The 13,704-nt window shown below is 64.4% G+C and carries 15 protein-coding genes; 11 read left to right on the top strand and 4 right to left on the bottom strand.

Going from position 1 to position 13,704, the window contains the following annotated elements:
- The first annotated feature begins 120 nt into the window (after positions 1-120).
- From AC07ZS_RS04175 to AC07ZS_RS04140, 8 genes are all read left to right on the top strand, one after another.
- Positions 121-1,149, top strand: a complete 1,029-nt coding sequence (locus AC07ZS_RS04175) for a Bug family tripartite tricarboxylate transporter substrate binding protein (protein WP_494797375.1) — start codon at positions 121-123, stop codon at positions 1,147-1,149.
- An 82-nt stretch (positions 1,150-1,231) separates the two neighbouring features.
- Positions 1,232-2,092 (top strand): VOC family protein, encoded by an 861-nt coding sequence (locus AC07ZS_RS04170; protein WP_494797374.1) that lies wholly within the window; start codon positions 1,232-1,234, stop codon positions 2,090-2,092.
- A gap of 1 nt (position 2,093) precedes the next feature.
- Positions 2,094-3,518 (top strand): aldehyde dehydrogenase family protein, encoded by a 1,425-nt coding sequence (locus AC07ZS_RS04165; protein WP_494797373.1) that lies wholly within the window; start codon positions 2,094-2,096, stop codon positions 3,516-3,518.
- 17 nt (positions 3,519-3,535) lie between these two features.
- A complete protein-coding gene (locus AC07ZS_RS04160; protein ID WP_494797372.1) occupies positions 3,536-4,801 on the top strand; it encodes a CaiB/BaiF CoA transferase family protein in 1,266 nt (421 codons plus the stop codon).
- Positions 4,801-4,950: a hypothetical protein gene (locus AC07ZS_RS04155; RefSeq protein WP_494797371.1), complete on the top strand. Its 150-nt coding sequence runs from the start codon at positions 4,801-4,803 to the stop codon at positions 4,948-4,950. The genes AC07ZS_RS04160 and AC07ZS_RS04155 overlap by 1 nt, the downstream gene beginning before the upstream one ends.
- Positions 4,947-5,696 carry an enoyl-CoA hydratase/isomerase family protein gene (locus tag AC07ZS_RS04150; protein ID WP_494797370.1) on the top strand — a complete coding sequence of 250 codons (750 nt, stop codon included), beginning with the start codon at positions 4,947-4,949 and terminating at the stop codon, positions 5,694-5,696. Before AC07ZS_RS04155 ends, AC07ZS_RS04150 begins: the two co-directional genes overlap by 4 nt.
- 41 nt (positions 5,697-5,737) lie before the next feature.
- On the top strand, positions 5,738-6,487 hold the full coding sequence (locus AC07ZS_RS04145; RefSeq protein ID WP_494797369.1) for an electron transfer flavoprotein subunit beta/FixA family protein: 750 nt from the start codon (positions 5,738-5,740) through the stop codon (positions 6,485-6,487).
- A gap of 2 nt (positions 6,488-6,489) precedes the next feature.
- Positions 6,490-7,422 carry an electron transfer flavoprotein subunit alpha/FixB family protein gene (locus tag AC07ZS_RS04140; RefSeq protein WP_494797368.1) on the top strand — a complete coding sequence of 311 codons (933 nt, stop codon included), beginning with the start codon at positions 6,490-6,492 and terminating at the stop codon, positions 7,420-7,422.
- 130 nt (positions 7,423-7,552) lie between these two features.
- On the opposite strand, the gene AC07ZS_RS04135 is transcribed toward AC07ZS_RS04140, so the two are convergent.
- Genes AC07ZS_RS04135 through AC07ZS_RS04120 form a run of 4 tightly spaced genes read right to left on the bottom strand, consistent with a single transcriptional unit; the run spans position 7,553 to position 11,445 of the window.
- Positions 7,553-8,113: a tripartite tricarboxylate transporter substrate-binding protein gene (locus AC07ZS_RS04135; RefSeq protein ID WP_494797367.1), complete on the bottom strand. Its 561-nt coding sequence runs from the start codon at positions 8,111-8,113 to the stop codon at positions 7,553-7,555.
- Positions 8,114-8,118: 5 nt separating this feature from the next.
- Positions 8,119-8,535, bottom strand: coding sequence for a Bug family tripartite tricarboxylate transporter substrate binding protein (locus AC07ZS_RS04130; RefSeq protein ID WP_494797366.1), 417 nt, complete (start codon positions 8,533-8,535; stop codon positions 8,119-8,121).
- Positions 8,536-8,590: 55 nt separating this feature from the next.
- The gene (locus tag AC07ZS_RS04125) at positions 8,591-9,838 is read right to left on the bottom strand and encodes a CaiB/BaiF CoA transferase family protein (protein WP_494797365.1); all 1,248 of its coding nucleotides are present in this window, start codon (positions 9,836-9,838) and stop codon (positions 8,591-8,593) included.
- Positions 9,839-9,840: 2 nt separating this feature from the next.
- Complete coding sequence (locus AC07ZS_RS04120) at positions 9,841-11,445, bottom strand: FAD-binding oxidoreductase (protein ID WP_494797364.1); 1,605 nt, start codon at positions 11,443-11,445, stop codon at positions 9,841-9,843.
- A gap of 146 nt (positions 11,446-11,591) precedes the next feature.
- On the opposite strand from AC07ZS_RS04120, the gene AC07ZS_RS04115 reads away from it, so the two are divergent.
- The 3 genes from AC07ZS_RS04115 to AC07ZS_RS04105 all read left to right on the top strand — a co-directional run bounded on the left by AC07ZS_RS04115 (position 11,592) and on the right by AC07ZS_RS04105 (position 13,686).
- Positions 11,592-12,299, top strand: a complete 708-nt coding sequence (locus AC07ZS_RS04115) for a LysR family transcriptional regulator (protein WP_494797363.1) — start codon at positions 11,592-11,594, stop codon at positions 12,297-12,299.
- A gap of 110 nt (positions 12,300-12,409) precedes the next feature.
- Positions 12,410-12,865, top strand: a complete 456-nt coding sequence (locus tag AC07ZS_RS04110) for a hypothetical protein (protein WP_494797362.1) — start codon at positions 12,410-12,412, stop codon at positions 12,863-12,865.
- Complete coding sequence (locus tag AC07ZS_RS04105; protein WP_494797361.1) at positions 12,808-13,686, top strand: helix-turn-helix transcriptional regulator; 879 nt, start codon at positions 12,808-12,810, stop codon at positions 13,684-13,686. Before AC07ZS_RS04110 ends, AC07ZS_RS04105 begins: the two co-directional genes overlap by 58 nt.
- Positions 13,687-13,704 lie beyond the last annotated feature (18 nt).

Raw genomic sequence — 13,704 nt, 5'->3', positions numbered from 1 at the left:
TGGCCTTATTTTTTCAAACGGGTTACGTGCGATGTTCGCACACATTCGTCAAAAGCCATGTCCCGCGCTGCCGCTTGCTGCCCAAGAATGAGCCTATTCAAAAAGCAACAGGAGACACACATGCGGATTCAAACTGGCCGTGTTCCTATTTCGCGCCGACGTTTGAGGCAGATGGCCTTGGTGTCGGTTGCCATGGCCCTAGGGGGTACGTCGCTTGGTGTGCAGGCACAACCCGAGAGCGAAGCCGCCTGGCCTCATAAAGCGATCACGCTGGTGCTGGGCTATCCACCGGGCGGCATCAACGACGTGATCGCCCGTAAGCTCGCCGCGGAGCTGCAGGGGGAGCTGAAGGTGCCGATGATTGTGGACAACCGCGCAGGCGCGAATGGCTCCATCGCCGCGAGTTACGTGGCCAAGGCCAAGCCGGATGGCTACACGGTCATGTTCGGTGCGATCGGGCAAGTCAGCGTCAACCGTTTCCTGCTCAAGAAAATGCCCTATTCACCGGGTGACCTCATTGCCGTGGGCAAGGTGGCCGATGGCGCCAACGTGCTGGTGGTGAACGCAGACAAGTCCAGGAACTATTCCAATCTCGCCAAGCTCATCGAAGAAGCCAAGAGAAAGCCCGGGCAGTTGAACTACGGCTCGTTCGGCGCGGGCTCATCGCCGCACCTTTCCGCGGCGCTGTTCGCCCAGCAGGCCGCCATTCAGGTCACCCATGTGCCTTACAAGGGCAGCGCTCCAGCGATGACGGACCTGCTCGGCGGAAATCTGGACTTCATGTTCGACAGCATCAACACGGCATTGCCGCATATCAAGTCCGGAAGGATCGTGCCGCTGGCGGTGACGAAGGCGCAGCGTTCTCATGCGCTACCGAACGTGCCAACGTTTGTCGAAAGCGGATTGCCCAACGTCGAGGTGGCATCCTGGTTCGGGCTGCATCTGCCCAAGGGAACGCCCGGGCCCATCGTCAACCAGCTAAATGCCGCGCTGCGCAAGGTGCAGGCCAAGCCTGATTTCGTCGAGTATTTCAGGGCGCAGAACATCGACATCACACCCAGCACGCCTCGGGAATATGGCGACTTCATTGCGCGCGAAGACCGGCGCTGGGGCGCCTTGATCAAAGAACTGGATATCCAGATTGATTGAGTCCCCACGAACGTGGGAATCCTTTATTCCGCCGCATCGTGCGTCATGGCCGCTGCGTGCGCCTTTTCAGAAAGCCTGCCTCATGCTTGATTACGTAGACCGAATTCTGGTTGCCGTGCGTTCACTGGACGCCGCGCAAAGCAACTACTCCAATATCCTGGCCGCGCGCCGGATCGAAGATTTTGACAGCACGTGGCTGAACGCCCGCGTGCGCCGCATGCAACTGGGCGCCACGCAGGTCGAGCTGTGCGAGCCACGCGGCGAGGGCGTCGTCCACAAGCACCTGGAGCAGTGGGGCGAGGGGCTCATGTATGGTGGCGTCTCCACGCCGGACCTGGAGGCGTTCACCCGGCATCTGGCGGCCCACCAAGTGCGGTTCACGGCGGCCGACGGACGCCTGTACCTCGAACCCTCGGACCTGCACAACATGCCGCTGGTGGTCAGCACAACCGCCCGGAATGCGCGCGGCGAGGGGCCGATCGAGTTTCTCTACGAGTTGACGATGGTGCTCAACTCGCCTTGGCAGGACGTGGCCGCGCGCTACGCGGACGGCCTGGGCCTGCAGCCGGAGCGCAACGTGGGCATCACCTTCGAGCGCTTCGGCTATGTGGGAACGCTCATGATGTTCGATCCGGACCGTCTGGACCGCATCGAGCTTTCCGAGGCACACGATCCGGCGTTCCCCATGGGCCGCTTCTCGGCCAAGCGCGGCGACGCGCTGTACATGTGCTACGTGCAGACCGATGACCTGGCCGATGTCATCGCGCGGCTCGAAAAGCACGGGCAGCGCTACACGCGCCGCACCCAGACGCCCGTGGAGCGCGATGGCCTCTGGATCCATCCAAGTGCACTAAACGGCGTGTTGCTGGGGGTGTCGCGCCATTCGCTGGCCTGGCAATGGTCGGGCGGCCCCGACCGCGTGCAGGCATTGGAGGAACTGTGAAATGACCCATCTCTACGACCGCCAATACATCGCCGGCGCCTGGTGTGCCACGCAGGGCAAAGAATTTGTTGAGGTGTTCGACCCCAACTCCGGCGCGCTGGCCGCGAGGGTCGGCATGGGACACGAGGACGACGCACTGCGCGCGGCGCAGGCCGCCCGCGCGGCCTTTGCGGGCTGGAGCGCGATGCCGTTGCCGGAGCGCGTACGCATCGTCCAAAAATGGGCACAGGCACTGGCCACCCGCAAGGATCGACTGGTGCGCGCGATCGCGGCCGAAGTAGGCACGCCGTTGAAGATCTCGCAGATCGTCCAGGTCGAGTCTCCGCTGTGCAATATCGGCAGTTTCGTGGACACCGTGCAGTCGCTGACATGGGAGACGATGGTGGGCAATTCGCGCATCGCGCGCGAGCCCTTTGGCGTCATCGCCTGCATCACGCCCTGGAACTTTCCACTGCACCAGATCGTGCTCAAGCTCGCGCCCGCCCTGCTTACGGGCAACACCGTAGTGCTCAAGCCGAGCGAGCTGACGCCGCAAACCACGCAGTTGATCTGCGAAGCGCTGCACGAAGCTGGCTTTCCCGACGGCGTCGTGAACGTGGTGAACGGTACGGGCCCAATGGTCGGTGCACCGCTGGCGGCCAGCGAAGCGGTGGACGTGTTGAGCTTCACCGGCTCGACGCAGGCTGGCAAGGCCGTGACCGCACTGGCGGCGCAGACCGTCAAGAAAGTGACCACTGAGCTGGGAGGCAAGTCGCCGAGCGTGGTGCTGCCGAGCGCTGATCTTGCGCGTGCAGTGAAGGCGACGATGGCCTCCTGCATGCTCAACAATGGCCAGACCTGCAGCGCATTGACGCGCCTGCTGGTTCCGGCCGATCTGGCGCAGCAAGCCTGTGCGTTGGTGGCGCAGGAAATCGCCAAGCTGACAGTGGGCAGCAGCCTGTCCGAAGGTAGCCGTGTCGGACCGCTGATTTCGCAGCGTCAGCAAGCCAGCGTCCAGGCGCTGTTGCACGAAGGCGAGCGGCAGGGGGCCCAGCGCATTGCCGAGGCCAGCGCCGTGCCGGAACAAGGTTTTTTTGTCGCGCCCAGGGCATACGCGGTCGACGAAGACAACGCGCTGGCGCGCCAGGAGGTCTTCGGTCCGGTGCTGAGCATCCTCACCTATTCGGACGTAGACGATGCCGTGCGCCTTGCCAACGCCACGGCCTATGGACTGGCCGCCGCGGTCTGGGGCGAGGAACAGCAGGCGATGGCCGTGGCACGCCGCATCCAAGCTGGGCAGGTAGACATCAACGGCGCGCGCTTCAATGCGCTGGCTCCTTTCGGCGGCTACAAGCAAAGCGGCGTTGGCCGCGAGGGCGGACTCTTCGGTGTGGAAGAGTTCCTGCAAGTCAAGTCCATTCAGATCAACCTGCCTAGCGGGAACTGAAAGTGGGAGCCGAAACGATGAAACCGCAAGCCTTGGGAAACATCCGTGTACTGGACTTGACGCGTGTGCTGGCCGGACCCTGGTGCACGCAGACACTGGCCGACATGGGCGCCGATGTCATCAAGATCGAACACCCGGCGCGTGGCGACGACACCCGGCATTGGGGTCCGCCGTATTTCCGCACGACGGACGGCCGCGAAACCCCTGACGCGACCTACTTCGCCTCCGCCAACCGCAACAAGCGCTCGGTGGGCGTGGATATCGCCAGCCGCGAAGGCGCGGACCTGATCCGCGCCCTGGCCGCGCAGTGCGACGTGTTCGTCGAGAACTTCAAGGTCGGCGACCTGGCTCGTTATGGCCTCGACTACGAAAGCATCCGCGCCCTCAATCCCGCTATCGTGTACTGCTCCATCACCGGCTATGGCCAGACGGGCCCTTATGCCGACCGCCCTGGCTATGACTTCGTATTCCAGGCCGAAGGGGGCTTGATGAGCATTACCGGTGAGCGCGACGATCTGCCGGGCGGCGGCCCCCAGAAGGTAGGCATTGCCATGGCCGACCTGACCACCGGGCTGTACGCGAGCATTGCGATTCTCGCGGCACTAAACCACCGCAACGCAACGGGCGAAGGGCAATACATCGATATGGCGCTACTCGATTGCGTGACGGCGCTTGCCTCCAACCAGGGGGCGTTCCACCTCGTCAACGACCTGGATCCACGCCGCTGGGGCAATGCGCATCCGACGCTGGTGCCGTATCAGGTCTTCGACACCTCGGACGGAAAGATCGTGATCGCTGTGGGCAACGACGAGCAATGGCGGCGCTTTTGCCAGGCGCTGGGCAGCCAGGAGCTGGAGACAGACCCCGCTTATGCCCGCATGTCCGGCCGCATCCTGCACCGCGATGCCCTGCTGCCGCGTGTGCAGGCCATCATGGCAAAGTTGCCGTGCGAGCACTGGCTCAAGGAATTTTCGGATCGCGGCGTGCCCAATGGTCGTATCAACAGCTATCGCGAAACCTTCCAGCATCCGCAAGTCATCCATCGCCAACTGGCGGTCGACGTCGGTAGTGACAACGGCGAAGGCTATATGCGCGGCATCGCCAACCCGATCAAGTTCAGCGCTACGCCCGTGCAGTACAAGCGGGCGCCCAGCGCCCTGGGTCACCACACGCGTGAAGTGCTGGAGCAGGTGCTCGGTCTCAACTCCCAGTGCATCGAGAAACTGGCGTCCAAGAACATCATCAGCGCCGTGGCGCGGAGCTCGCAACAGGAGGCTGCGTGATGTGTTCTGAATGGAAGCATACCGTCCGTGCGGCCCTGGAGTGGCTGATCATCAGCATGGGCTATCCGCTTCTGCTGCATGTCGAGGTGGCATACGCCATGGCGCAGATGCGGCAGGCAGCGGCCACACGGGCGGAGCTTTCAGGATGACAGTGGCCGCCCCTCGCATCGATGTGCGCTCCATCGGCCGGGTGCGCGTCATCACGCTGGACCGCGCGACCAAGCGCAATGCGCTGGACGAAGCCGCGGTGCAGGCTCTTGAACGGGCATGGCGGGACTTCGCGTCATCCGATGACCGCGTGGCGGTATTGCGTGCCAATGGTCCGGTCTTCACGGCGGGGCTCGACATGAAGGCCGCGCCGGCCCAGTTCTGGCGCGCCATACCCGAGCTCGGCGTGCCGGTGGGCAAGCCGATCATTGCCGTGGTGGATGGCCCCGTCATCGCAGCGGGCGTGACACTGGTTACCTTCTGCGACCTCTGCATCGCGACGGATCGCAGCACCTTTGTTTACCCCGAGGCGCGGATGGGCAACGCGGCAGGCTTGGTGGCGTCGATCATTGCGCGCATACCGCACAAGATCGCCATGGAGCTGATGCTGCTCGGCCGGCCCGTATCGGTGCAGCGCGCCTATGAAGCGGGCTTCGTCAACCGCCTGTGTGTGCCCGGTGAGGAAATGGCCGTGGCCATGGAGATGGCGCACGACATGGCGGACTCGTCACCGACAGTCATGCGCTTTCTCAAACGCATGGCGCAGGAGACGCTAGCACGCAGCCCCGTGGAGGCGATGGTTTGCACGCAAATGCTGGCGCAGGACGTGGCCGGCAGCGCTGATGCGGCGGAAGGCGTCGCGGCGCGGCGCGAGCGCAGGGCTGCGCGGTTTACGGGACTTTCTTAAGCGTTGGCGCATCAAATACTTCGAAAATCACAGGAATCGAAATGAAACTTCTCGTCCCCGTCAAGCGCGTGGTGGACTACAACGTGAAGGTGCGCGTCAAGAGCGACGGCACCGGGGTGGACATTGCCAACGTCAAGATGAGCATGAACCCCTTCGACGAGATCGCTGTCGAAGAAGCGGTGCGGCTGAAGGAAAAGGGCCTCGTGACCGAAGTCATCGCCGTGTCCTGCGGTGATGCCAAATGCCAGGAAACCCTGCGCACCGCGATGGCCATCGGCGCCGACCGCGGCATCCTGGTCGAGACCACCGAAGAGCTGCAGCCGCTGGCCGTGGCCAAGCTGCTCAAGGCGCTGGTCGACAAGGAACAGCCCCAGCTGATCATCCTCGGCAAGCAGGCCATCGATGACGACGCCAATCAGACCGGCCAGATGCTGGCTGCTTTGGCCGACCTGCCGCAAGCCACCTTCGCCTCGAAGGTCGACCTGGCAGCCGACAAGGTCACCGTCGCGCGCGAAGTCGACGGCGGCATGGAAACGCTGACGCTCACGCTGCCCGCGGTCATCACGACCGACCTGCGCCTGAACGAGCCGCGCTACGTGACGCTGCCCAACATCATGAAGGCCAAGAAGAAGCAGCTCGATGTCTTCAAGCCTGAAGACCTGGGCGTGGACGTGAAGCCGCGCCTCAAGACCCTGAAGGTCAGCGAGCCGCCGAAGCGCGGTGCCGGCATCAAGGTGCCTGACGTTGCAACGCTGGTGGACAAACTGAAGAACGAAGCGAAGGTGATCTGAACATGACCGCACTTGTTATTGCCGAACACGACCACGCCAGCATCAAGCCGGCCACCCTCAACACCGTGACCGCAGCCCTGGCTTGCGGTGGCGACGTCCACATCCTCGTGGCCGGTGCCAATGCAGCAGAAGCCGCTAAGGCCGCCGCGCAGATCGCTGGCGTGTCCAAGGTGATCGCTGCCGACAGCGCTTCGCTGGCAGAGAACCTCGCCGAGAACGTCGCAGCCCAAGTGCTGGCCATCGCCGGCAACTACAGCCACATCCTGTTCCCCTCGACCGCCAACGGCAAGAACGTCGCACCGCGCGTGGCCGCCAAGCTGGACGTGGCGCAGATCAGCGACATCACTTTGGTTGTCAGCCCCGACACGTTCGAGCGTCCGATCTACGCTGGCAACGCGATCGCCACCGTGCAGAGCACCGACGCCACCAAGGTGATCACCGTGCGCACGACCGGCTTCGATGCCGCAGCCGCCACGGGTGGCAGCGCAGCGATCGAAACCGCTGAAGGCGTTGCAGACAGCGGCAAGAGCAGCTTCGTCGGCCGTGAAGTCACGAAGAGCGAGCGTCCTGAACTGACGGCAGCCAAGATCATCGTCGCGGGTGGCCGTGCCCTGGGCAGCGCAGAGAAGTTCACCGAAGTGATGGCCCCGCTGGCCGACAAGCTGAACGCCGGCCTCGGCGCCAGCCGCGCCGCCGTCGACGCGGGCTACGCCCCGAACGACTGGCAAGTGGGCCAGACCGGCAAGATCGTCGCGCCGCAGCTGTACATCGCAGCCGGCATCTCGGGTGCCATCCAGCACTTGGCCGGCATGAAGGATTCGAAGGTCATCGTCGCGATCAACAAGGACGAAGAAGCCCCGATCTTCTCGGTGGCCGACTACGGCCTCGTGGCCGACCTGTTCACGGCCGTGCCGGAGCTGGTCGACACGCTCTAACACCACTGCCCTTTTACGGGTGCTTCGAATGGCGTCCTGGGTGCGCTTTAGCGACTCGGGTCAGAAGCGGCGTGCCTGGCTTCACGTGCCGCGGCTGGCACGATGCGTGACTTCCGTCCAGCGCATGGGCTCACTCGAGTCGGACCTTGGCGGCTTCCGCCACACGCTTCCATTTGGACAGCTCCGAGCGTAAGAAAGTACCGAAGGCCTCGGGAGTGCCTCCCATGACTTCAGCCCCTTGTGCCGACAGCTTGGTGCGGATGTCGGGCATCTGCAGCGCCCTGTTGGTCTCGGTATTGATCCGAGCGACGATGGGTGCGGACGTGCCCGCTGGCACCATGAGGCCTCCCCAGGAAACCGCCTCAAAGCCGCTGGTGCCGAGCGCTTCGTCTACTGTTGGTACGTCAGGCAACGAAGGGATGCGCGACTGGCTCGTGACGGCGAGCGCGCGCAGTTTGCCGCTCTTGACGTGGGGAACGCCTGCAAGTGCCGTGGGAAGGGCGACCGTAACCTGGTTGCTCATCAGGTCTGTCAGCGCGGGCGCGTCGCCCTTGTAGGGGACGTGCAGCATCTTGGTGCCCGTCGTCATGGCCAAGAGCTCGCCGGCCAAGTGGCTACCGGAGCCATTGCCAGCGGAGCCGAAGCTGACTTGGCCCGGCTTTTCCCGAGCAAGAGCGATGAATTGCGCCAAGCTCGTCAGAGGCGAGCCACGGCCGCTACGATCAACAGCGGGACCTTCGTCGTGAGGATCACCGGAGCGAAGTCTTTGGCGGTATCGTAGGGAAGCCGGGCGTAGACGGCTGGGTTGATGGCGTTTGGGCCGAGGTTTGCCATCAGGACGGTGTAGCCGTCGGCCGCAGACTTGGCCACGAGTTCGTTGGCGATGATGCCGTTGGCGCCGGGGCGGTTCTCGACGATGACGGAAGCGTTCAGGGCCAGCCCCAACTGGTGGCCCAGCAGGCGGGCTGTGACGTCCGAGGCGCCGCCTGGCGGATATGGCAGAACGATGCGGACTGCTTGCGCCGGCCAGTCCTTGGCGATTGCAGCGCCTGCGCCGACCAGCGCGCCGATGCATAGAAGTGTGGTCAAGGCCCGGCGAATAGAGTGCGTCATGGAAAGTCTCCTTTGTAGTGAGTAGCCGTCGGGGAACTAGCGCTGTTCGCGGGCTTCAGACGATGCCCTGGTGCTGCAGGGCCGAGATCTGGGCCACAGTCCAGCCCAAGTCTTGGGCCAGCACCTCAGCGGTGTGTTCGCCTAGGACGGGGGGCGGGCGTCGGTAGGCGATGCGGGTGCGTGAGAACTTGATTGGATTGGCGATCTGCGGGGCCTCTGCGCCGCTGGCGTGCGGCAGCGAGAACACCATGCCGCGTGCTTGGACGTGTGCGTCTGCCAAGGCCTGGGGAATGCTCTGGATCGGTCCACATGGCACGCCGGCCTCCTCGAGCCGGGCCAACCAGTGGTCGCGGCTCTGGCCGGCGAATAGTGCAGCCAGCAGAGAGATGAGCTGGGCTCGGTGCTCCAGCCGCTGTGTGTTGGTGGCGAAGCGCGACTCGGCGGCAAGCGCCGCGTTGCCCAGCGTCCGGCACAGCGCGGCGAACTGACGGTCGTTGCCAACCGCGACGATCAGTTCCCCGTCCCGCGCGGCAAATGCCTGGTAGGGCGCGAGGTTGGGGTGTGCGTTGCCCCAGCGCTTGGGAGTGTGGCCCGACACCAAATAATTGGCCGCCTGGTTGGCAAGCCACGCCACCTGAGTATCCAGCAGGCTCATGTCAATGCACTGGCCTTGGCCGCTGCCGACGCGCTCGAGCAGGGCGCTCAGGATGGCAGTGGAAGCGTACATGCCGGTCATCAAGTCTGCGATCGGGACTCCACACTTCTGTGCTCCGCCGCCGGGTTGGTCGTCGCTCTGCCCGGTGATGCTCATCAGGCCGCCCATTGCCTGGATCACGAAGTCGTAGCCCGCGCGGTGGCTGTATGGGCCTGTCTGGCCGAATCCGGTGATCGAGCAATAGACCAGCCGCGGATTGAGCTCGCTCAGCGCCGTATGGTCCAGTCCATATCGTTTCATGTCGCCGATCTTGTAGTTCTCCACGAAGACATCCGCGTTCCGAGCCAGCGCACGCACGATGTCCTGCCCCTCGCTCGTGCCGATGTCGACGGTGATCGACCGCTTGCCGCGATTGGCCGCCAGGAAATAGGCCGATTCGACCGTCGGTGTCCCATCCTCCCGTGCCAGGAATGGCGGACCCCAACTCCGGGTGTCGTCGCCGCTGACGGGGCGTTCGATCTTGATCACGTCCGCCCCCAGATCCGCCAGCAACTGGGTGCTCCACGGTCCCGCGAGGATGCGGCTGAGATCGAGAACCCGGATTCCGGACAGAGGGGCTGCGGTGGTGTGAGTCTTGGATTCCGTCATGGTCAACTCGGGTCGAAAAGTACACCCGGATTCAGGATCTGCTTCGGGTCAAAGGCCTGCTTTGCGGCTCGCAGCGCGGTGCAGAACAGCTCGGGCCGCTCCTTGTCGTACCAGGGACGGTGATCGCGTCCGAGTGCGTGGTGGTGGGTGACCGTGCCGCCCGCGTCGACCATGGCCTGCTCGGCGACGCGCTTGATCGCCATGTACTGCTCCGGCAGCCGTGCCTTGTCGCCGTAGGCGAACCAGGTGAAGTAGGGCGCCGGGCCGTCCGGGTAAAGGTGGGTAAAGCGGCAAGTGACCGAGCCGGGCCGGCCAGTGACATCGCGGATTGCGCGATGGGTTTCTGCCTTGACATGGGCGTGCAGCGCTGCGAAGCCGCTCCAGGGAATGGCCGTCTCCATGGTCTCGCGCATCACCCCGCGCGCGATGGCGTATTCGCGCATGAAGGGACCGCGCAGAAACTTGTTGCGCCAGTTGGCCGTGTCGGAATCGGAGCCGGCCTTCTCACCGTCCAATGCTTTCGCGTCCCATTCGCCAGCGCAGGCGGCGCAGATCTCCAGCGCACGGCCCATCCAGGCGTCGACCGGGTGGTCGGCCGACTCGAAACCGAGAACCAGGATGTCGTAGCTACCGTCGCTGGACTCGGTGTAGGCGGCTTCCTCACGCTCGATCAGGCGGGCGTTGGCAGGGTTCAGGCCGGACTGGGACAACTGGCGCGCGGCTTCCACGGCGTCCTCGTAGCGCTTGAAGCGCACGGTCGTCATCTTGCGAAAGACGGGGCGTCGGTGCAGCCGGACCCACGCTTCGGTGATGATGCCCAGCGCACCCTCGGAGCCGAGGAAGAGCCGATCCGGGTTGGGGCCCGAGCCCGACACCGGGAAGCGGCGCGAGGCGATGTTGCCTGCCGGCGTGACCACCTTGAGGCTCTGCACATGGTCGTCGATCTGCGTGTACGCCGTAGCGAAATGACCTGCGGCCCGGGTCGCGATCCAACCGCCCAGTGAGGAGAACTCCCAAGCCTGCAGGAAAAAGCGCAGGGTTAGACCAGTGGGCTTGAGCTGGCGTTCGAGGCTTGGGCCGAGCACGCCGGCCTGGATGCGCGCCGACTGCGAGGTCTCGTCCACCTCCAGTACCTGATCGAAATGCTTCATGTCGATACTGACCACGCCGCGGTAGCGGTCGCTGTCGGGTGGATTGACGCCGCCGACCACACTGGTGCCACCGCCATAGGGAACGACGGCCAGGTTGTGCGATCCGCACCAGTCGTAGAGGTTGACTATGTCCTCCTCCGTGCGCGGATAGGCGATCACGTCTGGCGGGTTGCGGAACTCGCCTCGCAGCGCACGGGCTACATCGACCGTGCCGGCCCCGTAGGTGTGATACAGGCGGTCGTAGTGCCCCGTCGTGCAGATCGCAGCCAGGCTCGCCGGCGGCTGCATGCGCGGCGCGCGCAGTGCGATGTCCTCCTCGCGCGGAAACGGTGTGGCCTCGAAGTGCTCGACGCCGAGCAGCCGGCTCCAGGCGCGCTCGAAAGTCTCGATCTCTTTCTCGGGCACGGTGTCCCCCTCGTATCCCCAGCCATAAAACTTGCGGCGGCGTTCCTGCATATACGTGTCTCCTTGCGTTGTGGTGGCTGCACACACCGGTGTGCAGATACAAGCCGATTGGAGCGACTGCTGCCGAAATATGGAAATGATGAATATCGTCCTTTAGCATGGATGGCATCGATCAATGAATTGCCGGAGACGACTCAATGGAACTGAGGCACCTGCGCTATTTCGTGGCCCTGGCCGAGTGCCTTCACTTCACCAGGGCAGCCGAGCGGGTGCATGTGACGCAATCCACTTTGTCGCACCAGATCCGCCAACTCGAAGACGAGATCGGCCATCGTCTGTTCGAGCGCGTGGGCAAGCGCGTGCTGATCACTGAGGAAGGGGAGTTGTTCCTGGGCTATGCCGCCAAGGCCTTGAAGGAGGTCGACCAGGGGATAGGCGCATTGAAGGCGTCCGCCAGTGGACTCACGGGAAGCCTGCGCATCGGCGCGACTCACACGTTCAACATCGGATTCATCCCCGAATGCGTGGCTTCCTTGCTGGTGCGGCATCCCACTGTCAACGTGACCGTCAATGAACTCACGGTCGATGAGATCGGTGCTTACCTTATCGAAGGGAAGGTCGACATGGGTATTTCCTACCGCGCACGCACTTCGGAAGGGTTGCGGTTCGAGCCCCTGTACAACGAGCAGATGGTGCTGGCAGTCTCTCCGGCGCATCCGCTGGCTGGGCGAAAGCGACTGCGACTGGTGGAACTGCACCGCCAGCCGGTGGTTTTGCTGCCCGAGACGTTTGCCACACGCGCGATGTTGGATGAATGCTTTCGGGCCTGCGGAGCAGAGCCGCTTGTCGTTTCGCCGTCACCTGACGGTCTGATGCTCGTGCGCGATTGCCCGCCCCCGCGCTAAGCCAGTTTCCTCGCAGCCGCCACGAGGCTTCTCGGCTGCTCCTGCATCCACTGGGCCAGTGATCGCCCGAGCTTCCGTTCTGGCTGACCAACCAGCTGGGCGTCTACACCGTGGTGCACTTCCTGCCGTCCATCGTCGCCGCTGGTGGGCCGGGGCTGAGTTCCCTGCAGGTCGGTCTGCTGATTGCGATCCCGTGGATCTGCGCCGCGATCGGGGCCATCGTGATCCCGCGGCTCGCGGAACGAGACCTCAAGCCCAAGCGATGGATGCTGATCTCAACCGCCGGCATGTTCGTCGGGCTGCTCATTGCGGTCTTCGGCTCGCCTTGGGTCGCGTTCGGGGGCTACTGCCTCGTCGAACTGTGCTTCATCGCCCCGCAGCCGCTCTACTTTGCCCATGTTGGCTCGCGCTTGCAGGGGGCCATGCTGGCGGCGGGGCTGACAGCGGTCAATACCTGCCGACAACGAGCGACGTGGGTCTGCCGGACCACACCATTCTGGGCTATCGCATGCTGGCGCGCCTTGCCTTCGACGGTGGCGACGTGGACGAATGCTTCCGTCTGCTGATCGAACTCGAGGGGATCGGCCACCAGCGCCTGCTGCCGCGCGTGGTGGCGAGCGCGCACCTGGAGCGCGCTCGCGTGCAACTGCTGCAGGGGCGCGCGGATTCAGCGCGGGTCGAACTGGAGCGTGCTGACAACGGCGCCGTGTGGCCCAACGCATCGCAGTTCCGCCTGCTGGGCAACGACGTCGACGACCTCACGCTGGGACGCTTGCGCTGGGACGCGGTGACCGGCGACGCGCGCCACGCCGCACTGCGGCTTGCACGGGAGGCGGCTGACGCGGTGGGTGCGCAGCGCCATCGGCGCGCCGTGGCTTGCCGACTGCTGCATGCCATCGCGCTGATACGCTGCGAAGGTGTGGAGTCGGCCCTGAGCCTGCTGGCCCAGACGCTGCGCCGCTGTGCCAGCCAGGGCTTCATGCGGCTGGTGCTCGACGAAGGGCCGAGCATGGCGATGCTGATCGGACAACTGGCGACCTCGTTGAAGACCGAGGATCCAAACGATGCGCTGGTGCGCTATGTCGGAACCCTCGTGAAGGCCTTCGGGTTGAATTCGGCTGAGACAGCTCCGGAGCATGACGTGGTGACCACAGATGGGGCTGCGGCGGTAATGCCGATGCCGGCGCTGCTCGATCCGCTGACGCAGAAGGAACTTCTGATCCTGCGGCTCCTGGCCGACGGCTACTCCAACAGCGCGATCTCCGAGAAGCTGTTCATATCGGACAGCACCGTGCGGACCCACCTGCGCAACATCAACAGCAAGCTGTCGGTGGGAAGCCGCTCGCAGGCGGTCAGCGCGGCGCGGCGGCTGGGTCTGGTGCGCTGAGCCGGCCGACGGCCCAAC

It is taken from the genome of Hydrogenophaga sp. GW456-12-10-14-TSB4 (genome assembly GCF_059424305.1).
Note: the sequence above shows the minus strand (reverse complement) of the source record. Positions and strands in the feature narration are given on the sequence as shown.

Excerpts from the sequence above, each read along its gene's own strand:
- AC07ZS_RS04145 (WP_494797369.1), top strand. The coding sequence starts at position 5,738 with ATGAAACTTCTCGTCCCCGTCAAGCGCGTGGTGGACTACAACGTGAAG.
- AC07ZS_RS04115 (WP_494797363.1), top strand. The coding sequence starts at position 11,592 with ATGGAACTGAGGCACCTGCGCTATTTCGTGGCCCTGGCCGAGTGCCTT.
- AC07ZS_RS04160 (WP_494797372.1), top strand. The coding sequence starts at position 3,536 with ATGAAACCGCAAGCCTTGGGAAACATCCGTGTACTGGACTTGACGCGT.
- AC07ZS_RS04105 (WP_494797361.1), top strand. The coding sequence starts at position 12,808 with ATGCTGGCGCGCCTTGCCTTCGACGGTGGCGACGTGGACGAATGCTTC.
- AC07ZS_RS04120 (WP_494797364.1), bottom strand. The coding sequence starts at position 11,445 with ATGCAGGAACGCCGCCGCAAGTTTTATGGCTGGGGATACGAGGGGGAC.
- AC07ZS_RS04130 (WP_494797366.1), bottom strand. The coding sequence starts at position 8,535 with ATGACGCACTCTATTCGCCGGGCCTTGACCACACTTCTATGCATCGGC.
- AC07ZS_RS04170 (WP_494797374.1), top strand. The coding sequence starts at position 1,232 with ATGCTTGATTACGTAGACCGAATTCTGGTTGCCGTGCGTTCACTGGAC.
- AC07ZS_RS04165 (WP_494797373.1), top strand. The coding sequence starts at position 2,094 with ATGACCCATCTCTACGACCGCCAATACATCGCCGGCGCCTGGTGTGCC.
- AC07ZS_RS04175 (WP_494797375.1), top strand. The coding sequence starts at position 121 with ATGCGGATTCAAACTGGCCGTGTTCCTATTTCGCGCCGACGTTTGAGG.
- AC07ZS_RS04150 (WP_494797370.1), top strand. The coding sequence starts at position 4,947 with ATGACAGTGGCCGCCCCTCGCATCGATGTGCGCTCCATCGGCCGGGTG.
- AC07ZS_RS04155 (WP_494797371.1), top strand. The coding sequence starts at position 4,801 with ATGTGTTCTGAATGGAAGCATACCGTCCGTGCGGCCCTGGAGTGGCTG.
- AC07ZS_RS04140 (WP_494797368.1), top strand. The coding sequence starts at position 6,490 with ATGACCGCACTTGTTATTGCCGAACACGACCACGCCAGCATCAAGCCG.
- AC07ZS_RS04125 (WP_494797365.1), bottom strand. The coding sequence starts at position 9,838 with ATGACGGAATCCAAGACTCACACCACCGCAGCCCCTCTGTCCGGAATC.